Annotated in this window: 19 protein-coding genes and 1 tRNA gene; 12 read left to right on the forward strand and 8 right to left on the reverse strand. The window is 68.7% G+C overall.

Annotated features, from left to right (window positions below; all coding sequences use genetic code 11):
* Positions 1–24: 24 nt before the first annotated feature.
* Positions 25–675: a hypothetical protein gene (locus tag M2351_RS02260; RefSeq protein WP_264654536.1), complete on the forward strand. Its 651-nt coding sequence runs from the start codon at positions 25–27 to the stop codon at positions 673–675.
* A 255-nt stretch (positions 676–930) separates the two neighbouring features.
* Positions 931–1,659, forward strand: a complete 729-nt coding sequence (locus tag M2351_RS02265; RefSeq protein ID WP_264654537.1) for a hypothetical protein — start codon at positions 931–933, stop codon at positions 1,657–1,659.
* A gap of 12 nt (positions 1,660–1,671) precedes the next feature.
* Here M2351_RS02265 and M2351_RS02270 read toward each other — a convergent pair whose 3' ends face one another.
* Entirely contained in the window at positions 1,672–3,036 is a 1,365-nt protein-coding gene (locus M2351_RS02270; RefSeq protein ID WP_264654538.1) for a pentapeptide repeat-containing protein, read from the reverse strand.
* 337 nt (positions 3,037–3,373) lie between these two features.
* On the opposite strand from M2351_RS02270, the gene ffh reads away from it, so the two are divergent.
* The 5 genes from ffh to rplS all read left to right on the forward strand — a co-directional run bounded on the left by ffh (position 3,374) and on the right by rplS (position 7,148).
* Positions 3,374–4,741, forward strand: a complete 1,368-nt coding sequence (gene ffh, locus M2351_RS02275; protein ID WP_264654539.1) for a signal recognition particle protein — start codon at positions 3,374–3,376, stop codon at positions 4,739–4,741.
* 72 nt (positions 4,742–4,813) lie between these two features.
* On the forward strand, positions 4,814–5,173 hold the full coding sequence (gene rpsP / locus M2351_RS02280; RefSeq protein WP_264654540.1) for a 30S ribosomal protein S16: 360 nt from the start codon (positions 4,814–4,816) through the stop codon (positions 5,171–5,173).
* 148 nt (positions 5,174–5,321) lie between these two features.
* A complete protein-coding gene (gene rimM / locus M2351_RS02285) occupies positions 5,322–5,915 on the forward strand; it encodes a ribosome maturation factor RimM (RefSeq protein WP_264654541.1) in 594 nt (197 codons plus the stop codon).
* Positions 5,912–6,715, forward strand: coding sequence for a tRNA (guanosine(37)-N1)-methyltransferase TrmD (gene trmD, locus M2351_RS02290; RefSeq protein ID WP_264654542.1), 804 nt, complete (start codon positions 5,912–5,914; stop codon positions 6,713–6,715). Before rimM ends, trmD begins: the two co-directional genes overlap by 4 nt.
* A 40-nt stretch (positions 6,716–6,755) precedes the next feature.
* Positions 6,756–7,148: a 50S ribosomal protein L19 gene (gene rplS / locus M2351_RS02295; RefSeq protein ID WP_264654543.1), complete on the forward strand. Its 393-nt coding sequence runs from the start codon at positions 6,756–6,758 to the stop codon at positions 7,146–7,148.
* Positions 7,149–7,238: 90 nt separating this feature from the next.
* Here the strand turns inward: rplS and M2351_RS02300 are convergent, their stop codons facing one another.
* Together M2351_RS02300 and M2351_RS02305 are read right to left on the reverse strand one after the other, a co-directional pair.
* Positions 7,239–7,928, reverse strand: a complete 690-nt coding sequence (locus tag M2351_RS02300) for an SH3 domain-containing protein (protein WP_264654544.1) — start codon at positions 7,926–7,928, stop codon at positions 7,239–7,241.
* Between the two features lie 8 nt (positions 7,929–7,936).
* Positions 7,937–9,040, reverse strand: a complete 1,104-nt coding sequence (locus tag M2351_RS02305; protein WP_264654545.1) for a hypothetical protein — start codon at positions 9,038–9,040, stop codon at positions 7,937–7,939.
* 344 nt (positions 9,041–9,384) lie between these two features.
* Here M2351_RS02305 and M2351_RS02310 point away from each other — a divergent pair, with 344 nt between their 5' ends.
* Complete coding sequence (locus M2351_RS02310; RefSeq protein WP_264654546.1) at positions 9,385–9,714, forward strand: ribbon-helix-helix domain-containing protein; 330 nt, start codon at positions 9,385–9,387, stop codon at positions 9,712–9,714.
* 24 nt (positions 9,715–9,738) lie between these two features.
* Here M2351_RS02310 and M2351_RS02315 read toward each other — a convergent pair whose 3' ends face one another.
* Positions 9,739–10,614, reverse strand: a complete 876-nt coding sequence (locus tag M2351_RS02315) for a TIGR01459 family HAD-type hydrolase (RefSeq protein WP_264654547.1) — start codon at positions 10,612–10,614, stop codon at positions 9,739–9,741.
* A gap of 38 nt (positions 10,615–10,652) precedes the next feature.
* Entirely contained in the window at positions 10,653–11,903 is a 1,251-nt protein-coding gene (locus M2351_RS02320) for a glycosyltransferase family 4 protein (protein WP_406567356.1), read from the reverse strand.
* 220 nt (positions 11,904–12,123) lie between these two features.
* Between M2351_RS02320 and M2351_RS02325 the strand changes: the two genes are divergently transcribed.
* Together M2351_RS02325 and M2351_RS02330 are read left to right on the forward strand one after the other, a co-directional pair.
* Positions 12,124–12,783, forward strand: coding sequence for an alpha/beta hydrolase (locus M2351_RS02325; protein ID WP_264656823.1), 660 nt, complete (start codon positions 12,124–12,126; stop codon positions 12,781–12,783).
* A gap of 93 nt (positions 12,784–12,876) precedes the next feature.
* Positions 12,877–12,967: transfer RNA gene (locus M2351_RS02330), tRNA-Ser, on the forward strand.
* A gap of 804 nt (positions 12,968–13,771) precedes the next feature.
* Here the strand turns inward: M2351_RS02330 and M2351_RS02335 are convergent.
* The 3 genes from M2351_RS02335 to M2351_RS02345 form a co-directional block, all read right to left on the reverse strand.
* On the reverse strand, positions 13,772–14,215 hold the full coding sequence (locus M2351_RS02335) for a (deoxy)nucleoside triphosphate pyrophosphohydrolase (protein ID WP_264654549.1): 444 nt from the start codon (positions 14,213–14,215) through the stop codon (positions 13,772–13,774).
* A 13-nt stretch (positions 14,216–14,228) separates the two neighbouring features.
* A complete protein-coding gene (gene argJ, locus M2351_RS02340; protein ID WP_264654550.1) occupies positions 14,229–15,467 on the reverse strand; it encodes a bifunctional glutamate N-acetyltransferase/amino-acid acetyltransferase ArgJ in 1,239 nt (412 codons plus the stop codon).
* Positions 15,468–15,601: 134 nt separating this feature from the next.
* Complete coding sequence (locus tag M2351_RS02345) at positions 15,602–16,540, reverse strand: peptidylprolyl isomerase (protein WP_264654551.1); 939 nt, start codon at positions 16,538–16,540, stop codon at positions 15,602–15,604.
* Positions 16,541–16,883: 343 nt separating this feature from the next.
* On the opposite strand from M2351_RS02345, the gene secA reads away from it, so the two are divergent.
* Together secA and M2351_RS02355 are read left to right on the forward strand one after the other, a co-directional pair.
* Positions 16,884–19,619 (forward strand): preprotein translocase subunit SecA, encoded by a 2,736-nt coding sequence (gene secA, locus M2351_RS02350; RefSeq protein WP_264654552.1) that lies wholly within the window; start codon positions 16,884–16,886, stop codon positions 19,617–19,619.
* A gap of 499 nt (positions 19,620–20,118) precedes the next feature.
* Complete coding sequence (locus M2351_RS02355) at positions 20,119–21,672, forward strand: DEAD/DEAH box helicase (RefSeq protein ID WP_264654553.1); 1,554 nt, start codon at positions 20,119–20,121, stop codon at positions 21,670–21,672.
* Positions 21,673–21,711 lie beyond the last annotated feature (39 nt).

Raw genomic sequence — 21,711 nt, forward strand, 5'->3', positions numbered from 1 at the left:
CCGCGTCACCACACGGATCCGTCCATGCGCATCCCGGCCTTCGTCCTGTTCCTCGCGGCCGCCGTTCCCACCATCGCGGCCGTTTCTCCCGCCCCCGTCCTTGCCGCCCCGCCGCCCGCCTCGCCCGAGGAACGGGAGGTCGCGGCCGTCTTCGAAAGCGCCCGCACCGCGCTCGCCCAGAAGCGCGGGGCCGCGGTGGTGCCCATGCTGTCCCGCGCCTCGGTCGCCAAGCTGGAGGCGGTGCGCACCGCCGCCCGCAGCGGTGGCGACTCCGGCCTGACCAACCTGGAGCCGGCGGAGAAGTTCGCCGCGATGGGGCTGCGCCGCTACGTCAGCCCGTCCGACCTGCGCCGGATGTCGCTGAGCGAACTGGCCGACCACGGCATCCAGCACGGTTGGCTGGGCCCCAACGTGATCGGCAGCAGCGGCCTCGGCCCGGTCCGCGTGAAGGGCGACCGGGCGTCGGCGCTCCTGCTGGTGGACAACCGCCCGGCGCTGGTCCCCGCCGACTTCGTCCGCGAGGGCGGCGCCTGGAAGATCGACGTCACCAACGTCTTCACCTTCGGCAGCCAGATGCTGAAGGGCTTCGCCGCCATGTCCGGCAAAAGCGACGAGGCCTACATCGCCGACCTCCTGGAAAAGCTGCCGGCCAAGCCCGCGGTGATGCCGCGGTGACGCAGGTTCGGTGACGGCTGAGGACTGTCTTCACCACCAAGACACCAAGACACCAAGACACCAAGGCACCAAGAATCCACGATGTGACGCGTGCGAGGATTCTTGGTGCCTTGGTGGTGAAGACTCTCCATTGCCTCCATCCAAAGCCGGCCTACACGTTCCTCAGTACCCCGCCCGCGCATCCGTCCGGCGTTGCGCGGGTCCCAGCGATTGCGTTACAGTCCCGGCGCACGCACTATTCGTTGGTGCCAGACCATGACCGCTCCGGATGGACTTCCTTATGAGGCGTTGGATTCGCGATCCGATGCGCTTGTCCATTCTGAAGCGAACCTGTTTCCCGGCTCGGCAACCCGATCCGCCTCGCCGCCCGCCGTTTCGCCCGTCATCGCCTACGCCGTGTCCTGCCCGGCCGGCTTTGCCGTGGCGGTGCTGACCCTTGCCCGGGCGCGCGGGGTGGATGTGTCGGCGCTGGCCTCCGCCGCGCTCCTGCTGGCTCCGGAACGGATGCCCGATCCGGGCGTGCCGGAGGAGCCTGACGAACGCGCCGTGCTGGTCCTGCGGCTGGCTCCTGGCCTGGATGACGCAGCGGTCCGCCGGGGGCTGGCGGCGGCGCTGGCGCTGGCCGATCCCGGGCTGCGGCTGGTTCCTGCCGCCGACGTCGGGACTCTGGAAGCGGCGGTGGAAACGCTGACCTACCGCAACAAGGCGCTCGCCCACGCGCTGGAGCGCGTGTCCTTTCGGCCGCTCGACGGGCCGATGACGCAGGTGCGCGACGCCGCACAGCTGTTCGGCTTCGTCAACGAATGGTGCTTTGACGAGGACCGCGTGGTGAAGCGCTTCCGCGAACTGGCACCCGTCTACCACCCCGACACCGGCGTGGTTGCCTGCCGCGAACGCATGTCCCAGCTGATCGACGCCCGCAACCTGCTGATCCGCCACGTCCGCACCGCCTACCGTTCCGGCGCCTGGGCGGACCGGCGCTGACGGGGGCCGCGGTTAGGAGAGGCCCATTTCCTCGATGCCGATGGCGTCGGCCAAGTTGGCGCCGTCCAGCACCGTCCCGTCCAGCGTGGCGCCCGTCAGGTCGGTGCCGGTCAGGTCGGCCTCGCTGAGGTTGGCGCCGCGCAGGTCGGCGCCGGCCAGCGTCGCGCCGGCGAGGTTCGCCTTGCGCAGGTCGGCGTTCTTCAGGATCGCCATGCCCATGCGGGCGCGCTGGAGGTTGGCGCGCCAGACGTGGCCGCTCGTGGTCTGGATGTGCACGGGGCCGAGCTGCGCGTCGGTCAGGTTGGCGCCGGTCAGGGTCGCGCGCTCGAAATTCACGCCGCGCAGATCGGCCTTGGTGAAGTCGGCCTTGCGCAGGTCCGACAGCGAAAGGTCGGCGATCGCCAGCGACGCCCCCGCCAGCGAGGCGCCGCGCAGCGCGATGCATTGGAGGATGGCCGCCGATAGGTTGACCGGGCCGAGCTTGCGCCCCGACAGGTCGAGCGACGACAGGTCGGCGCGCTTGCCGTCCTTGCCGCCGCTGTCGATCCAGGCCGTGTGCAGCACCAGGATCTCCCGCAGGTCGTCGTCCGGGTTCTCCAGCGTCTTGGCCCGCACGGCTGCCGACAGGTTGGGGGAGCGCAGCTGGGCCGCGTCCAGGATCGCCCCGATCAGGTTGGTGTTGGTGAAGTTGGCGCGCCCGATGGCGCAGCCGGTCAACACCGCGCCCGACAGCTTGGCGCCGGACAGGTTCGCCTCCGTCAGGTCGGCGTCGGTCAGGTCGCAGCCGGTCAGGTTGGAGCCGGTCAGGTTCGCGCGCATGAACTTGGTGCCGCGCAGCACCGCGTCGGTCAGGTCGGTCTGCATCACGAAGGCGTTGGCGACCTTCGCGCGCGACAGGTCGGCGCCGCGGATCACCGCGGCCGTCAGCTCCGACGTCAGCACCGAGTCCTCGAAGGCGTGCTCCGTCAGCTCCCCGGACGGGGTGTAGTGCAGCAGCGTGCCGTCGCGCAGGTCCACCTCCACCAGCGTCGCTTCCGACAGGACCGCGCCGCGCAGGCAGGCGCCGCGCAGGTCGGCGCGGCGCAGGTCGGCCCTTTCCAAATTCGCCAGCCGCAGGTCGGCGGCGTAGAGGTTGGCGTTGACCAGGTTCGCCCCTGTCAGCCGCGCGCTGAACAACTTCGCCCCTGACAGGTCGGCGTCCGACAGGTCGATGTTCGACAGGTCCAGGTGTGACAGGTCGCGCATCTTCAGGTTGGCGCGCACGCCGCCCGCTTGGCTTTTGCGGAAAGCCAGGTGCCGGTGCAGGATCGCGTTCAGCTGGTTCTGCGTCAGCTTCGTGCGTGGCGTGTTCGATCCGTTGCCTGGCGCGGACGACATCCCGGGGACCCTGGTTCAGTGGAACGCCCCATTTTGATCACAACCAGCGAAAAAAGGGTTAACAACTGGTAAGAATTTCGTCAAATTCTGCCGTAATATGCCACAATTCCGGTTCATAGGCCTCGGCTCGGTCCTCCGGCTAGGCGCCGCCGCTTTTGCAGGCCGGCGCTGTTGACTCGCGGGTGTCCGATGCGTATGGTCCGCCGACCTGCCTCCGTCGAGCCGATCGACCGGGTACCGCCGGCCATGCGCCGGGGACCTCCGCCAGTCCGCGAGTATCGCGCACTGGCTCGTTTGCGCTTGGCGGAAGCGGACCGAAACTGAGGACCGCTGACCCATGTTCGAAGGCCTGACCGGACGCCTGGGCGACATCTTCGACAAGCTGCGCCGCCGCGGCGCGCTGAACGAGGAGGACGTCAACGCCGCGCTGCGCGAGGTTCGCATCGCGCTGCTTGAGGCCGACGTGGCTCTGCCCGTGGTCAAGCAGTTCGTCAGCCAGGTCAAGGAACGCGCCGTCGGGCAGGAGGTTCTGCGCTCCATCACCCCCGGCCAGCAGGTCATCAAGATCGTCCACGACAATCTTGTGGAGATGCTGGGCCAGGGCGAGGACATCAACCTCAACGCCGCCGCCCCCGTGCCGATCCTGATGGTCGGCCTGCAGGGCTCGGGCAAGACGACCAGCACCGCCAAGATCGCGCTGCGCCTGAAGAACCGGGACCGCAAGAAGGTCCTGATGGCCTCGCTCGACGTGCGCCGCCCCGCGGCGCAGGAGCAGCTGAAGGTTCTGGGCGAGCAGACCGGCGTCGCCACCCTGCCGATCATCCCCGGCCAGGACCCCGTGACCATCGCCAGGCGCGCCATCGAGACGGGCCGCCTGGAAGGCTACGATGTGGTCATGCTGGACACCGCCGGCCGCCTCGCCATCGACGAGGAGCTGATGGCGGAGGTCGCGGCGGTGCGCGACGCGACCAAGCCGGCGGAGACGCTGCTGGTTGCCGACGCCATGACCGGCCAGGACGCGGTGACGGTTGCCACCAACTTCAACGACAAGGTCGGCATCACCGGCATCATGCTGACCCGCGTGGACGGCGACGCCCGCGGCGGTGCGGCCCTGTCGATGCGCCAGATCACCGGCAAGCCGATCAAGCTGCTCGGCATGGGCGAGAAGATCGACGCGCTGGAGTCCTTCCACCCCGACCGCATCGCCGGCCGCATCCTCGGCATGGGCGACGTGGTGTCGCTGGTCGAGAAGGCCGTCGAGACGATCGACAAGGAAGAGGCCGAAAAGCTCGCCCGCAAGATGGAGAAGGGCCAGGGCTTCGACCTCGACGATATGGCCTCCCAGCTGAAGCAGCTGCGCAAGATGGGCGGCATGTCCGGCCTGATGGGCATGCTGCCGGGCATCGGCAAGATCAAGAACCAGTTGAAGGACGCCAACATCGACGACGGGATGATCAAGCGCCAGGAGGCGATCATCTCCTCGATGACGAAGAAAGAGCGCAAGAACCCCGACATCATCAAGGCGTCGCGCCGCAAGCGCATCGCCGCCGGCTCCGGCACCAGCGTGCAGGAGGTCAACAAGCTGCTGAAGCAGTTCGACACCATGCGCGGGATGATGAAGCAGGTTCAGAAGCTCGGGCAGAAGGGCCTGATGCGCCACGGGCTGCAAAGCCTTCTGCCAAAGAATTTCCGGGGGCCCCAGTAAGGCGGCCTTCGGTTCTTTCCCCGCGCGACGCGCGATCATCTCTAACGACCAACCAGGAAAGCGTTCAGTACCATGTCCCTGAAGATCCGTCTCGCCCGCGGTGGCGCCAAGAAGCGTCCGTTCTACTCGATCGTCGTCGCCGATTCGCGCAGCCCGCGCGACGGCCGCTTCATCGAGAAGATCGGCACCTACAACCCGATGCTGCCGCGTGAGCATGAGCAGCGCATTGTGCTGGACGCCGAGCGCGCCAAGCATTGGCTGTCGGTCGGCGGCCAGCCGACGGACCGCGTCGCCCTGTTCCTGGCGAACGCCGGCCTGATCGCCAAGCCGGAGGTCCGCGAGACCCCGAAGCAGTCCGCCCCGAAGGCGAAGGCGCAGGAGCGCCTGAAGGCCGAAGCCGCCGCCAAGGCCGCCGCCGAAGCCGAGGGCTGATAGGGGTCGGCTTTTCCCCCTCCCTCCCGCGCTCGCGCGTGGGTCCCTCCTTCCCCCGCTTCGCGGGAAAGGGGGCGGAGTTCCCTCCACCGCGCAAGCGGGGGAGGGTTAGGGAGGGGGCAACAAGCCCGCAAAACGCATCTTGCCCATGTCCACCAAAGTCTGTGTCGGCCAGTTCGCAGGGGCCCACGGCGTCCGCGGCCTCATGAAGGTGAAAAGCTTCACCGGGGATCCGGAAGCCGTGGCGTCCTACGGCCCGCTGTCCGACGAGCGGGGCGGGCGGTCGTTCCGCCTGACGCTCCAGGGCACCATGAAGGACCTGTTCCTGGCGCGCGTCGACGGCATCGCGACGCGCGAGCAGGCGCAGGACCTGACCGGTGTGCGGCTCTACGTGGACCGGTCCGCCCTGCCCGAAACGGAGGACGAGGACGAGTTCTACCACGCGGACCTGATCGGCCTGCGTGCGGAACTCGCCGACGGCACCGTCTACGGCCGGGTGAAGGCGCTGTTCGACTTCGGGGCCGGCGACGTGCTGGAGATCCGCACGGAACCGGGGCCGCTGGAACTGCTGCCCTTCACCAAGGCCTGCGTGCCGGTGATCGACGTGAAGGGAGGCCGCATCGTGGTCGACCTTCCCGCCGTCATCGAAGCGCGGGAGGAGGGCGCACGGGAGGGGGAAAAGGACGAAGCGGTCGCGCAAGACGGCGCGGATGACGCTGAAGACGGGGAGACCGGGCCGTGAATCACGGCGCCGCCGGTCCCCTTGCCTGGACTGTCAAGGTCCTGACGCTGTTCCCGGAGATGTTTCCGGGCTCGCTTGGCCATAGCCTCGCGGGAAAGGCGCTGGAAAATGGAGTCTGGGCGCTGGAATCAGTGGACATTCGCTCGTTCGCGCGCGATAAACACCGCTCCGTCGATGACACCCCCTTCGGCGGTGGGGCAGGCATGGTCATGCGGCCCGACGTGCTGGACGCGGCTTTGACCGCGACGGCGGGTCCTCCCGGGGCCCCTGGACGCGGGCGGGCGATCTACCTGTCGCCCCGCGGACGGGTGCTGTCCCAGGAACTGGTGAAGGAGCTGGCGGCCACCCCGGTGGTCACGCTGCTCTGCGGCCGGTACGAGGGGGTGGACGAGCGGGTGCTGGACGCGCACGGCCTTGAGGAGGTCAGCCTCGGGGACTTCGTGCTGTCCGGCGGCGAGCCTGCCGCCCTATGCCTGATCGACGCTGTGGTGCGCTTGCTCCCCGGCGTCATGGGCAACGTGGAGACGGCGGGCGAGGAAAGTTTCGAACGGGGGTTGCTCGAATACCCCCACTACACCCGGCCGGCGGTCTGGACCGACGGGCAGGGTGTGGAACGGTCGGTCCCGGACATCCTGTTGTCCGGCCACCACGAGAAGGTTCGCGCCTGGCGGCTCGCCGAGGCAGAACGGATCACGCAGGCCCGGCGCCCGGACCTGTGGGACCGTTACGCGGCGGGCAAGACGGCCGAGGGGCAAGTTGTTGGAAAACGGGGTCGCCGGCGCGGCCCGAAACCGGAGTGACGGTCCGCCGCGAGGCGCACCGATGGAAAGGGGTAGTGTCATGAACCTGTTGCAGCAGCTCGAGCAGGAGCAGATCGAGAAGGCCCTCGGCGGCAAGACCATTCCGGAGTTCTCGCCGGGCGATACCGTCCGCGTGAACGTGAAGGTGGTCGAAGGCACGCGCGAGCGCGTGCAGGCCTACGAGGGCGTCGTGATCGCCCGCAAGAACGCCGGCCTGAACTCGTCCTTCACCGTCCGCAAGATCAGCTACGGCGAAGGTGTGGAGCGCGTGTTCCCGCTCTACTCCCCGCGCCTCGACTCGATCGAGCTGGTCCGCAAGGGCGCCGTCCGCCGCGCCAAGCTGTACTATCTGCGCGACCGTCGCGGCAAGTCGGCCCGTATCGCCGAGCGCACGACCGGCCGTGGCATGAGCACGAAGGCCGCCGCGGAGTAATCCGCCCCCTTCCGTCGCCGAGCCTATCAGCGCCCGCCCGGAGTGATCCGGGCGGGCGTTCGGCGTTGGACATCCTTGTCATGCACGTGATCAGCGCTTCTTCGGTGCCGCCAGCAGTGCCACGCCGACGTAGCCCAGCACCCGTCCGCGCCGGCTCACCTCGACCCAGGCGCCGTGCACGCCCGTCACGGTGACCGTCTCGCCGTCCTCCAGCACGTCCTTGACCTTGGCGTCGCAGAAGGGGGCAACGCGCAGGTTGGCGTCGGCCCGGACGCGGGCGACGGCGCCGACGGCGAGGGCAGGGGCGCGCCGAGTCTCCGGCATGCTGTCGGGCAGGGCGCAGCCGCGATCCTCCTGCGAGGCCTTGGCGTAGCCTTTGAACGCTGCGGCTGGTGGCTTGGCCGGCGCTGTCTCGGCGACGCGCTCCGGCTTGCGCCCTGGCAGCGGAGCGCCTGGGGTCGGATCCGACCTTCCGGCCTCCGGTGTGGACGCAGCCGGAGCGACCGGAGCGATCGGGGAGCGGGCAGGCGCCGACAACGACTCCAACAGCGGCGCCAGCGGCGGCGCGATCATCGGCGTTGGAAGCAGGGCCTCGCGCGGCTGAGGTGCATCCTTTCCCAGCGCTGACCGGGGCGTTAGGGCCGGCAGCACTGCGGTCGGGGGTGGGCGCGGCGTGAACTGGTCGGCGGCGCCGGGATTCTGGGCTTGTACCGCTGTCGCAGCCAGGATCAGCCCGGCGAGCAGGGCCGGAACGGGCAGGATTATGGGGCGGAACCGCATCCGCGCCCTCAATCCACGGTGACGCGCGCGATCAGCGTCGGCAGCGTCTGGCAGCGGAACAGCCCGTCCATGGTCCGGTGCTCTGTGAGCCGCAGGGTCAGCGCGCAGCCGTAGCCGTTCACCGCCAGTTCCGCCTGGGCGAGCGCGCCGACGGCGGCGGATGGCTTGGCGATGCTGTAGCCGGGAGCGCCAAGGCGCCCGGCCAGTGCGCCGGTGACCGGGTTGAAGGACTCGACCTCCAGCGTCAGGGGGCCGAGGTTGTTGAGCACGGTTTCCGAGTTTCCGTCCTCCTTGGTCGCGTAGAGTTGGACGGGCAGCGCCTTGCGCCGGGCGAGCCAGTCCTTGAGCGCCAAGTTGGCCAGCACCGGGTCGCGGCTTTGCAGCGCCGCCTCCGCCGCCATCTGACGCAGCGCCGGGTCGTTGCCGCCAAGCGCGGCCTCATAGGCGGCGATCCGCGCCGGGCGGTCGGCCCCCAGAAGCTTGACCCGCAGGTCCGCCACCTGGGCGGTGCGCGCCTCCACCTGCTTCCGTGCCGCGTCCAGCCGCTCGGACTCGGCCTTGGCCGTGGCCGCCTGTTCGGCCAGCAACTCCTCTTCCCGCCGCCGCCGGGCCTGCTCTTCCGCGACGCGCTGGCGGGCATCGCGATCCAACTGCTCGCGCGCCGCCCTGGCGTTGTCCGACCCGCTGAGCACCGTCAGGCCTGGCAGTTCGTCGGCCGGCTTGCCCACGCCTTCCATCACCTCCGGGTTCTGCAGTTCGATCCGAGCGGTCCAGCCGGTGGCGCCGCGGGTCGCCACGGCGGTGGCGGTCAACGTCTTTTCCAGGTCAGGGGCGGTCGCCGGCCGGATGAAGGTGAAGGGCCCCTCGCGGGCGTCGATCAGATAGGTCGGCTTCGCCAGCTTGAGCTTGGCCCCGATTCGCGCCGCGACGCGCGAATCACCCTCCTTTCCGGCGGGTTTTCCCTCCGGCGCCGGCGCCGGCATGGGGGCCACCGTGACCTCCTCGACAATCCAGGGCGGCGGGACGAGGCGGGCGATTTCGGCACGGACCTGGTCGGCCGGGAACTCCGCGGCGGCCGCCGCGCTGGATGGAAGCCCGGCTGCCAGAGCCATCGCGAATCGCCAACCCGCTGGCTGCCGCACCATCTCTCGTTCTCCACCGAAAGCAACCACAAGGGGTTGTGTCCGTCACCCGCGGCACTGGTACCGCGAATGGACCGGGGAGGGAAGCGGGAACTGGTCCCCATTGGCCGCTCCTTCCGGCCGCGCCCGTCGGGCGTGCTCCATGCGGGGGAACCCGATGGGGAGCGTCACACGGCTTCGTTGCGGGACTGCGCGACCCCCGGTCGAATTAGGCTTTGTGCGCACACGCCCCTTGCAATATGTTCATACAAATGGATGTATGTTCGCCGCACAGGCGAGCGTTTTTCTGCAACGGCAGAGGGTCAATGGGTGCCATGACAGGCGGACACAGGAGCAAGGAAGGGCCGATCCTGGTCTGCCGCAACGTCAAGGTCAGCGGCCGTCGCACGAGCCTGCGCATGGAGCCCTACATCTGGGACTCCCTGAAGGAAATCTGCGAGCGCGAGGGGCTGACCCTCAACCAGATCTGCACGGAGGTGGACCGTCGCCGCGGCGATGCCAACCTGACCGCGTCGATCCGCGTGTTCATCGTCAGCTATTACCGCAACGCCATCGGTGGCCGCGGCTTCGCGGAGGACGACGGTCCGTCCCGCATCCTCCGCAAGGCGATGGACGACGCCATCCCTCCCTTCGACGAGGAATGACGCCCCCCGGCGAAGGCTGACGCGTTACCAGCGCAGGCTGGGAATGGCATAGGTCGGCGTGTGGCCGGCGATCTCTACCGCCGCGGCGAGCTTGGCCGGATTGACCGATTCGCCCCAGGCGCCGCCCAGCTCCTCCTGGTGGATGCCGAAGGTGACCAACGCCACGTCGATGCCCGCGGCGTTGGCGCCAGCGACGTCGGTGCGCAGGCTGTCGCCCACGGCCAGAATGCGCCGCTTGTCCGTAATCCCCATCAGCGACAGGCAGCGGTCGTAGACCGGGGCGTGCGGCTTGCCGTGCCAGCAGACGTCGCCGCCCATCTCCTCGTAACGCTGGGCCAGCGTGCCGGCGCACAGCACCATCTGCGGCCCGACCATCACGATCAGGTCCGGGTTCGCGCAGACCATGGGCAGACCGCGACGCCGGCAGGCCTCCATGTCCGGCTCGTACAAGGACAGCGGATCGCCGAATTCCACGATGCCGGTGTTCAGCACGAAGTCGGCATCTTCCGGCGTGGGCACGATGGTGTAGTCGAGGCCGAGATAGACGTCCATGTCCCGCTCCGGCCCGATGTGGAACAGGCGCCGGCCGAGCCGCGCGTGCCACGGGTCGTCGCGGTCGCGCAGCGCATCATAAGTCGCCTCGCCGGAGGTCATGACGTGGTGGTAGCGCTCGCGCCCGATCCCCATGCCCTCAAGCTTGCGGATCACGCCGTTGGTGCGGCGCGGCGCGTTGGACAGCAGGCAGATGGTCTTGCCCGCGGCGCGCAGCCGGTCCAGGCACTCCGGCGCGCCGGGGTAGGGCTGCTCCCCGTCGTGGATCACGCCCCACAGGTCGAGGATGACCCCGTCGTAGCGGTCGATGACGGAGGCGAGGCCGGGGATCTGCGCGATGTCGGTCATGATGTCCGGGTGGTGACGATGGAAAGGGAGGGCAGGGCTCAGCGCGCGGGGGACTGTGGCGTGGATCGCGGCGCGGATTCGGCCAGCAGCTCGGCATATACGGCCAACGTGTCGGCGCACATCCGCTGCTTGGTGTAGCGGTCGGCGACGAAGGTGCGGGCGCGCGCGCCGATGGCGGCGCTCTGCTCCGGCGTCAGGGACAGCGCCTCGTCCAGCGCCTTGGCCAGCGCGTCGGCGTCGGCCGGCGGCACGACCCAGGCGGTTTCGCCGGGGATCACGGTTTCCTGGTAGGCGCCGATGGACGTCACGATCACCGGCTTGCCCATGGCCTGCGCCTCGACGATCACGCGGCCGAAGGCCTCCGGCTCCTGCGAGGCGGAGACGACGACCGCGGACAGGTGGTAGGCGGCGGCCATGTCGTTGCAGTGGTCGGTCATCTTCACCAGCCCATCCAGCCCCGCGCGCTTCACGCGCTCTTCCAGCTCCTGCCGGTAGCCGGTGCGCCCCTGATCGGAGCCGACGAGCAGCGCGCAGACGTCCTTGCGGCCCAGCTTGGCCAGCGCGTCGATCAGCACGGTCTGGCCCTTCCAGCGGGTCAGGCGGCCTGGCAGCAGGATCACCGTCTTGTCATCCGGCAGCCGCCACTGCTTGGCCAGCTGGATTATGCGGGCGGAGCTGACCCGCTCCGGTGCGAAGGTCAGGCTGTCGATGCCGCGGTGGATGGTGCGGATGCGGCCGGGGTCGACGTCGTAGTTGTTCAGGATGTGCTGCCGGATGAAGCCGGAGATGGCGATGATCCGCTCCCCCCGCGCCATCACGGAATTGTACCAGCGCTTCAGCCGGCCCTTGAAATTGTAGGGCGCGTGGAAGGTGGTCATGTAGCGCGCCCCGGTGCGCTGGCAGGCCAGCCAAGCGCTCCAGGCCGGCGCGCGGGACCGCGCGTGGACGATGTCGACGCCCTGCTCCCGGATGATGGCTTCCAGCTTGCGGGCGTTGCGGCGGATGACCAGGGGGTTCTTTGAGGCGAGCGGCAGGGTGATGTGGCGGATGCCCGCCCGGTCCAGCTCAGCGACCATCGGGCCGCCCTGGGACGCGACCAGCGGCACAGCACCGGCCTGGGCCAGCGCCAGCGCGACGTCGATGCAGCCGCGCTCCGCCCCGCCGGTGACCAGCGTCGGCACCACTTGCAGCACGACGGGAGGGCGGCCGGCGCCAATCCGGTCGTCGAATGGCCCCCGGCTCTGGGTCCGGTTGCGCGCGTCGTCGCCGGTGTTAAGGTGGGAATCCAATTCCATATCCGTGCACTTCGTCTTCGTCCCGGCCGAAAGGTGGCAGATCATGACCGGAACCGCAGCCAGCAGCCCTGCCCTACCCGGCGTCCCGCCAGCCAGCCAGGCCGGCGGCGCGCACCATACCCTACAGCGCGGCGCGGCGACCATAGCCTATCATCACACGCCCGGCACCGATCCGGAGGGGCTGGCCCCCGGCGTCCTGTTCCTGGGCGGCTTCATGTCCGACATGACCGGAACCAAGGCGACCACGCTGGAGGCTTGGTGCGCGGCGGAGGGGCTGTCCTTCACCCGCTTCGACTACCAGGGCCACGGCGCCTCCAGCGGCCGTTTCGACGAGGGCACCATCGGCACCTGGGCCGACGATGCGCTGGCCGTGCTGGACCGCGTCACGGCGGGGCCGCAGATCCTAGTGGGGTCGTCCATGGGCGGCTGGATGATGCTGCTGACCGCACTCCGCCGGCCGGAGCGGGTCGCCGGCCTCGTCGGCATCGCGCCGGCCCCGGACTTCACCGAGGACCTGATGTGGGACCTCTTCGACGAGCCGACCCGCCGTGAAATCCTTGAGACCGGCCGTTGGCTGCGCCCGTCCGATTACGGGCCGGAACCGCAGCCGATCACCCGCGCCCTGATCGAAGACGGGCGAAACCACCTGCTGCTGCGCGCGCCCATAGCCTTCGACAAGCCGGTGCGCCTGCTGCACGGCGTCCGCGACCCGGACGTCCCCTGGCAGGTCAGCCTGACGCTGGCCGACGCGCTGACCACCGACGACGTCCGCGTCACGCTGATCAAGGACGGCGACCACCGCCTCTCGCGCCCGCAGGACATCGATCTGCTGTGCCGCACGGTCGGCGAACTGATGCGGGAGATTGGGGCTTGAGACGGCTTCTCGCGGCGGCGGAAAAAAAATCGCAAAAGCCGTGTTCTGGGGCTTGCGCACCGCCGTCGGGCTGGATATAAACGCGGCCTCTGCGGAGGGGTGGCCGAGTGGTCGAAGGCGCACGCCTGGAAAGTGTGTATACCCCAAAAGGGTATCGAGGGTTCGAATCCCTCTCCCTCCGCCAGTAATTCTTCACAGCCGCATTGGCGGCTGTTTGCCGCTTCTCCCTTTAAGCGGCAATTGGTGCTTATGCGTGGGTGTGCATCACGCATAAGCGAGGCGGTTTCGAACCGCCGATTTCCTGAAAACATGAACGACGCCATGGACCGGTGGGCGCCACCTTCCACGCAGAAGGTGACGATGCCCGTCGCATTTCTGTCGGAGCCGCGTTGTCTTGCGAGTGTGGTGCTGCGGGCGCGAGGAGCGGGGCGCTCTCAGGCACCGCTGCCGCCCCGGCGATGCCGGAGCGGGGAGGAGATGGTGTCCGCGGCGGGATTCGAACCCACGGCCCCAGGATTCATACCACTTCGGCTTTCGCCGCCGCCTTCCGGCGTTCGTGGTCTGGACTGTCCCTTCACCATAGGCCGAAGCCCGTAGGTGCCGCCCATCCAGTCTCTACACCTTCCCCCTTTCGGGGGCTTGGCTCGGGATCGGCAAGGCGCAAGCGCGCCGTAGCGTTCCCCGACTTTGAGCAGATCCGCTGCGCCGTTTCCGAGCGCAACGCCCAATTTAAAACCAGGAATCCTGTGCTCTATCCTGCTGAGCTACGCGGACGTAACCCTCTCTCCTTATAGACCGGACCGTGGTGGCCCGGCAACTCCGCCCTGCGAGGATCGCCCCGCAGCGCGGTTTTGCGGCGGTTCGGCCCGGTGAAAGCCTGGCCAAACCGTCTCGGCGCGGCTTATAGCACGCTTTTCGCGGAGGTTCAGCGGCAAATCGAGCCGCACGCGGGCGCAAACGGTCGGTTTTGCGGCCTGAAATGAGCGGTCTACAGCAGGTCGCGCAGCATCGCCACCAGCGGGACGTCGGCCGGCGGCATGGGGTAGGTGCCCATGCGGTTCGGGTAGACCCAGGCCAGCGTCTGGCCTTCCTGCGCGATCACGTCACCTTCCCAGACCCGGCAGACGTAGAGCGGCATCAGCAGGTGGAACGTCTCGTAGCTGTGCGAGGCGAAGGTAAAGGGGGCGAGGCAGCTGGCGGCGGTGTCGATGCCCAACTCCTCCTTCAACTCGCGCACCAGCGCGGCTTCCGGGGTCTCGCCCTCGTGCACCTTGCCGCCGGGGAACTCCCACAGGCCGGCCAGCGACTTGCCCGGCGGGCGTTGGGCAAGCAGCACCCGCCCGTCGGCGTCGACCAGCGCTACAGCAACCACCAGCAGCGTGGGCAGGGTGCCCGGGGCGGGCGTCGAGGTGGGGTCGTAGCAGGCCGGCATCGGTAGGCGCTCCTCAGCTGCGGTAGCTGCCGTTGATGTCGATGTAGCCGTGGGTCAGGTCGCAGGTCCACACCCGCGCCTTGCCGGCGCCCAGGCCGAGGTCGATGTGGACGTCGATCTCCTTGCCCTTCATGTGCGCAGCGACCGGCGCCTCGTCATAGCCCGGCACTTCCATGCCCTCGGCGCAGATCAGCGTGCCGCCGATGGTGATCTTGATCAGGTCGCGGTCGGCACGCTCGCCGGCGCGGCCGATGGCGGCGACGATGCGGCCCCAGTTGGCGTCCTCGCCGGCGACGGCGGTCTTCACCAGTGGCGAGTTCGCCACCGTCAGGGCGATGCGCTTGGCCGCCGCGTCATTGTCGGCGCCAACCAGGGTGATGGAGACGAACTTGGTCGCCCCCTCGCCGTCGCGCACGATCTGGAGGGCGAGGTCGAGCATCACCTCCTCCAGCGCCTTGCGGAAGTCGGCCAACTCCGGCGCGTTCGCGTCGGCGACCGGGGCGTTGCCGGCCTTGCCCGTGGCGAACAGCAGCAGCGTGTCGCTGGTGGAGGTGTCGCCGTCCACGGTGATGGCGTTGAAGCTGCGCTCCGTGAACTCCGACAGCATGGACTGCAGCGCCGGGGCGGCGATGGCTGCGTCGGTGAAGATGAAGCCCAGCATGGTCGCCATGTCCGGCGCGATCATGCCCGAGCCCTTGGCGAAGCCGCTGATGGTCACCGTCTTGCCGCCGACCGTCACCGTCCGGGTCGAGCCCTTGGCGAAGGTGTCCGTGGTCATGATGGCGCGGGCGCCGGCCTCCAGCGCCGCCGAGTCGGCCTTCAGCCCGGCGACCATGCCGGACAGGACCTTGGCGATGGCGTCGGCGGCCAGCGGGATGCCGATCACACCGGTGGAGGCAATGTAGACCTCGTCGGTGCCGCAGCCCGCGATCGCCGCCGCGGCCTGGACGGTCGCCTGGACGGTCGCGTCACCGGCCTTGCCGGTGAAGGCATTGGCGTTGCCGGCGTTGACCACGACGGCGCGCGCCGAGCCGCGGGGCAGGCTGTCGCGGCACCAGATCACCGGGGCGGAGCAGGTCAGGGACTTGGTCAGCACGCCGGCGACCGTCGTGCCCTCGTCCAGCACGGCCAGCATCAGGTCGTCGCGGCCCTTGTAGCGGATGCCGCTGTTCGCGGTGGCGATGCGCACGCCCGCCACGGGGGGGAGCGTCGGGAAACCGGCGGGTGCCAGGGGGGAGACGGTCGTGGCCATAGGGGCGGGCTCGTGGTGTTGGCGGGTGGTGGGGTGCTGTGGTCGAGGAGGCATTGCCCCCACCCTAACCCTCCCCTGCGAAGCGAGGGAGGGAAGGGGCCCACGAAGTGGGAAGGGTGGGGGCTGCCTTGCCTTTACTTCTTCTTCGGCTCTTCGGCCTTGGGGGCGTCGGCCTTCGGCTCTTCCTTCGGCATCGGCGAGCCGTCGAGCTGGTAGGTCTCGACCTTCGCGTCCTTGCGCAGATCGTCGACGACCGTGGTGACGATCTCCTTGCTCAGCTGCTGCTCCAGCTGCGGCTTCACCTCGTCGAGCGTCGGCTGCGGCTGGGTGCGCTTGTCCTCGACCTTGATGACGTGCCAGCCGAACTGGGTCTTCACCGGCTCCTTGCTGATCTCGCCCTTCTTCATGGCGAAGGCGGCGTCGGCGAAGGGCTCGACCATCGTTTCCTTCGTGAAGTAGCCGAGGTCGCCGCCCTGCTGGGCCGCCACCGGGTCCTTCGACTTCTCCTTGGCGATCTTGGCGAAGTCGCCGCCCTTGTTCAGCTCGGCGATGATGGCCTTGGCCTCATCCTCCTTCTCGACCAGGATGTGGCTGGCCTTCACCTCTTCCTGGGCCGGGTTCTGCTTCAGGTAGTCCTTGTAGGCCTCCTCAAGCTTCGCCGGGGTGATGCGGGCCTGCACTTCCTTCTGGATGTAGGCGCGCTGCACCGCGCGCTCCTCGGCGCGCTTGATCTCGTCCTTGACCTCCGGAGATCCTGCGAGGTTGGCCTTGTAGCCGGCCGACGCGACCAGCTTGGAGTTCACGAGCTGCTCGACCACGGCCGGGAAGATCATCTCCAGCGGCATCTGCTGCACCTGCGGCGGCAGCTGGCTGACCATGCGCTGCACGTCGGAGCGGTGGATCTCCTCGCCGTTGACGCGCGCGACGACCGGATCGGCCGGCGTCGACTGGGCGGGAGCCGGGGTGCTCGCGGCCGGGGCGGGGTTCTGGGCGTTGGCCGCAACCGGGGCGGCCAGGGCCAGGCCGCAGGCGGCCATGGACAGAAGGGCGGCGCGGAACACTCGATTCACCATGGGGTCTTCTTCCTTCCGGCGGCGAAGCCTTGTTGGGGTGCCCGATTTCAGGCGATTTTCGTCTCAGGCGTCCGTCTCGCGCCCGAATCCGCGGGGGATTAAGCATGGGTTCGGCGCGCGGGGCAAGCGGTCCTGATGCCCTATGTCGTCCCCGGGATGGGCAAGAACGGGGCGGAACGGTGGAAGAACCGTGGCAGGACACCCGCCATCCTGCCGCCGTTGCGCCGGGAGCGGTTCCGGCGGCCGTTCAAAGGGGCGGGTCTCGTTGACAGAAACCCGCCACAGGCCTATGTGAGACCGGTTGAAAAGCCGGCTTCACGACGTTCCACCCTTCGAGGTTTTCATGTTCGGTGCTCTCGCCCGCAAGATTTTCGGCACCGCCAACACGCGCACGGTCAAGGCGTTGCAAAAGACCGTCCAGCAGATCAACGCGCTGGAGCCCGAGGTCCAGAAGCTCTCCGACGACGAACTGCGCGCCCGCACCGACTGGCTGCGCGGCCGCTTGGCGAAGGGCGAGACGCTCGACGACATCCTGCCCGACGCCTTCGCCACCGTGCGCGAGGCCGGCAAGCGCGTTTTGGGCCAGCGGCACTTCGACGTGCAGCTGATGGGCGGCATGGTGCTGCACCAGGGCAAGATCGCCGAGATGCGCACGGGCGAAGGCAAGACGCTGGTGGCGACGTTGGCCGTCTACCTGAACGCGCTGGAAGGCAAGGGCGTCCACGTCGTGACCGTGAACGACTACCTGGCCTCGCGCGACAGCGGCTGGATGGGCCGCATCTACCGCTTCCTGGGCCTGTCCACCGGCTGCATCGTCCATGGGCTGGACGACGAGGAGCGCCGCGCCGCCTACGCCGCCGACATCACCTACGGCACGAACAACGAGTTCGGCTTCGACTACCTGCGCGACAACATGAAGTTCCGGCGCGAAGACATGGTCCAGCGCGCCTTCAACTTCGCCATCGTGGACGAGGTCGACTCGATCCTCGTCGACGAGGCGCGCACGCCGCTCATCATCTCCGGCCCGTCGACCGACGCGGCGGACATGTACGTCCAGGTCGACCGCCTGATCCCGATGCTGACGCGGGAGGACTATGAGCTGGACGAGAAGAACCGCACGGTCAGCCTGTCCGAGGCCGGGCAGGAGCACATCGAGCAACTGTTGGCCCAGGCCGGGCTGCTGAAGTCGGGCGGGCTGTACGACATCCAGAACGTGGCGCTGGTCCACCATGCCCAGCAGGCCCTGCGCGCTCACACGCTGTTCCAGCGCGACAAGGACTACATCGTCAAGGACGACAAGGTCGTCATCATCGACGAGTTCACCGGCCGCATGATGGAAGGCCGCCGCTATTCGGAAGGTCTGCACCAGGCGCTGGAGGCGAAGGAGAAGGTGTCGATCCAGCGCGAGAACCAGACGCTGGCCTCCATCACCTTCCAGAACTACTTCCGCCTCTACCCGAAGCTGGCCGGCATGACCGGCACGGCGATGACCGAGGCGGCGGAGTTCGCGGAGATCTACGGCCTTGAGGTCGTGGACATGCCGACGAACCTGCCAGTCCAGCGCAAGGACCAGGACGACGAGGTCTATCGAAAGGCGTCGGAGAAGTACAACGCCATCATCGACCTGATCGAGGACGCGCGGAAGCGCCAGCAGCCGGTCCTGGTCGGCACGACCTCCATCGAAAAGTCGGAACTGATCTCCGACCTGCTGAAGAAGCGCGGCATCCCCCACAACGTGCTGAACGCCCGCCACCACGAGCAGGAAGCCTACATCGTCGCCCAGGCCGGCCGGCCGGGCGCGGTGACGGTCGCCACCAACATGGCCGGCCGCGGCACCGACATCCAGCTCGGCGGCAACGTCGAGATGCGCGTGAAGATGGAGCTGGCCGACGTTCCGGAAGGTCCGGAGCGCGAGGCCAAGACCAAGCAGATCGAGGCCGAGGTGGCCGAGGCGCGCGATCTGGTGAAGCAGGCCGGCGGTCTCTACGTCGTCGGCACGGAGCGGCACGAGAGCCGCCGCATCGACAACCAGCTGCGCGGCCGCTCCGGCCGCCAGGGCGATCCGGGTGCCTCGAAATTCTTCCTGTCGCTGGAAGACGACCTGATGCGCATCTTCGGGTCGGAGCGCATGGACGGCATGCTCCAGCGCCTCGGCCTGAAGGACGGCGAGGCGATCATCCACCCCTGGATCAACAAGGCGCTGGAAAAGGCCCAGACCAAGGTCGAGGCCCACCACTTCGACGTCCGCAAGAACCTGCTCAAGTTCGACAACGTCATGAACGACCAGCGCAAGGTCGTCTATGAGCAGCGCCGCGAGATCATGGACACGGAGGACATCTCCGAGACCATCACGGAGATGCGCCACCAGATCATTTCCAACATGGTCAACCGGGCGATCCCGCCGAACTCCTACTCCGAGGCCTGGGACATCGCCGGCCTGCACGAGGAGGTGAACCGCCTGCTCGGCATGGACCTGCCCGTCCAGGATTGGGCCAAGGAAGAGGGCATCGCCGAGCCGGAGATCGAGGAGCGCGTGCGCGAGGCCGCCGACCGCAAGTACGCGGAGAAGGCCGACAGCTACGGCGCCGAGACCATGCGGCATGTGGAAAAGAGCCTGCTGCTTCAGATCCTGGACCAGGAGTGGAAGGATCACCTGCTTCAGCTCGACCACCTGCGCCAGGGCATTTCGCTTCGCGCCTACGCGCAGAAGGATCCGCTGAACGAATATAAGCGCGAAGCCTTCGAACTGTTCGAGACCATGCTGGGCGCGCTGCGCGAGCAGATCACCGCCGTGCTGATGCACGTCGAGGTGCGCATGGCCCCGCCGACGGAGGAACTGTTCGCCCGCTCCCTGCCGGAAATGCACGAGGGCCGCGACGACCCGGCGCTCGCCCTGGCGGAGGCTGGGTCCGGCTTCCCGCCGGACGACGCGCCGCTGCCCGCCGGCATGGTCCGCCGCGCCGCGGCTGGCGGTGCCGTCGCGGGCGCGGTGGAGGAGTGGGCCAACACCCCGCGCAACGCCCCGTGCCCCTGCGGCTCCGGCCAGAAGTACAAGCACTGCCACGGCAAGGTGGGGTAAGGCGGTCCCGGAAGACCTTGCGCTCGGCCCCCCTCCCGACCTCCCCCCGTCTTCGACGGGGGAAGGAGTCAATTCCCTCCCCCGCTCTCGGCGGACCCGGAGGGTCCGCCTGCCGCGTCAGCGCAAGCTTCGCTTGCGCGAGAGCGAAGTGGGGGAGGGTTAGGGTGGGGGCTCAGCGCCTGCACCTCCCGACGACACCCAACCCTCACGCACATCAGCCCTGCCTTCGCGTGTGCTGTCGCCCGCGCAGAATTCTCTTGGATTGTGCGGCGCAACGCCCTATGTAGGGCATCCTGATCGCTGGAGGCTCGCGCGTCTCTTGAGCGAGACGCGCTTTGATATAGCGGGACGGCCCCTTCGGGACCCGGCCGCCCGCAGCTTCGGACAGACGCCTCTCCCTCTTCCGACCTCCTCCCGGCGAAAACGCCGGCGTTCCACCGCTCACCATTTCGGTGCAGCGGCCGTGCGCCGTCTTGGTCCTGAGGAAAGGTTCCGCTTCTTGTCGTCGAACGAAATGACCGCCGTCGTCGAAACCCTGGTTGCCGACGAAACCCTGGCCGCTGCTCCGGCCACGGAAAACACCGATACCGAAACCACCGCTTCTGAAACCGTTGCTTCCGACAGCGCCTTTGCCGCGTTGGGCCTGCACCCGCTGGTCCTGAAGGCGCTGGAAGCGTACGAATACACAACCCCGACCCCGGTCCAGTCCGCGGCGATCCCGCACGCCCTGGAAGGCCGCGACATCCTCGCCACCGCCGAAACCGGCACCGGCAAGACCGCCGCCTTCATGCTGCCGGCGCTGACCCGCACGGCCGATCTGCCGCGCATGGGCGTCGCCGCCCCGCGCGTCCTGGTTCTGGCTCCGACGCGCGAGCTGGCCAAGCAGGTCACCGACGCCGCCCGCAAGTACGCGAAGTTCATGAAGCGCAACATCGTGGACGTGGTCGGCGGCATGCCGTACCGCGACCAGCTGCGCCTCCTGTCGCGCGCCGTGGACGTGATGGTCGCCACGCCGGGCCGCCTGCTCGACCACGTGTCGCGCAACCGCATCGACCTCAGCACCGTCGAGGTCCTGATCCTCGACGAGGCGGACCGCATGCTGGATATGGGCTTCCTCGACGACGTCGAGACCATCGCCAAGTGCTGCCCGGACAGCCGCCAGACGCTGCTGTTCACCGCCACGCTGGACCGCCGCATGGCCCAGCTGGCCGGCAAGCTGCTGCGCAACCCGGAGCGCGTCGCGGTGGAGAGCACCACCACCGCGGCGAACGTCGAGCAGCGCCTGCACCACGCCGACGACATGGACCACAAGCGCCGGCTGCTGATGCACTTCGCCGGCCAGGAAGAGGTCGGCAAGGCGATCATCTTCGCCGCGACCAAGCGCGACGCCGACACGCTGGCCGAGGAGCTGGCCGCTGCCGGCCATGCCGCCGCCGCCCTGCACGGCGACATGGACCAGTTCAAGCGCAACCGCACGCTCCAGCGCCTGCGCTCCGGCCAGGTCCGTTTGCTGGTCGCGACCGACGTGGCGGCGCGCGGCATCGACGTGCGCGACATCACGCACGTCATCAACTTCGACCTGCCGCGTTCGGCGGAGGACTACGTCCACCGCATCGGCCGTACGGGCCGTGCGGGCGCCTCGGGCGTGGCGATCTCCTTCGCCGCCCGTCCCGACCGCGACGCGCTGTTCCGCATCGAGCGCTACACCGGCACCCGCCTCGAAATCCACACCGTGCCGGGCCTGGAGCCGCAGCGTCCGATCAACGCCGGTGGCGGCGGTCGTCCGGCCGGCCGCTCGGGCCGTCCGGGCGGCGGCAACGGCGGCGGCTACAACAAGAAGCCGTGGACCCGCAACGCCAACGGTGGCGAGGGCAAGGCGGGCGGCGGTCATCCGGGTGGCTACCAGGGCCGTCCGGCCCAGGGCCGACCCGCCAACCGGAACGACCATGTCCGCAACGAGCATGGTCATTCCGAGCGCGGCCGTCCGGACCACGGCCACGCCCGCCGCGACTCGCACGGCGGCAAGCCGGTGGCGCGCGCGACGAAGTGGTAAGTTCAGGTTGTTGTGAATGAGAAAGGCGCGGTCCCTCGG

Source organism: Azospirillum canadense, assembly GCF_025961225.1.
GTDB classification, from domain to species: domain Bacteria; phylum Pseudomonadota; class Alphaproteobacteria; order Azospirillales; family Azospirillaceae; genus Azospirillum; species Azospirillum canadense.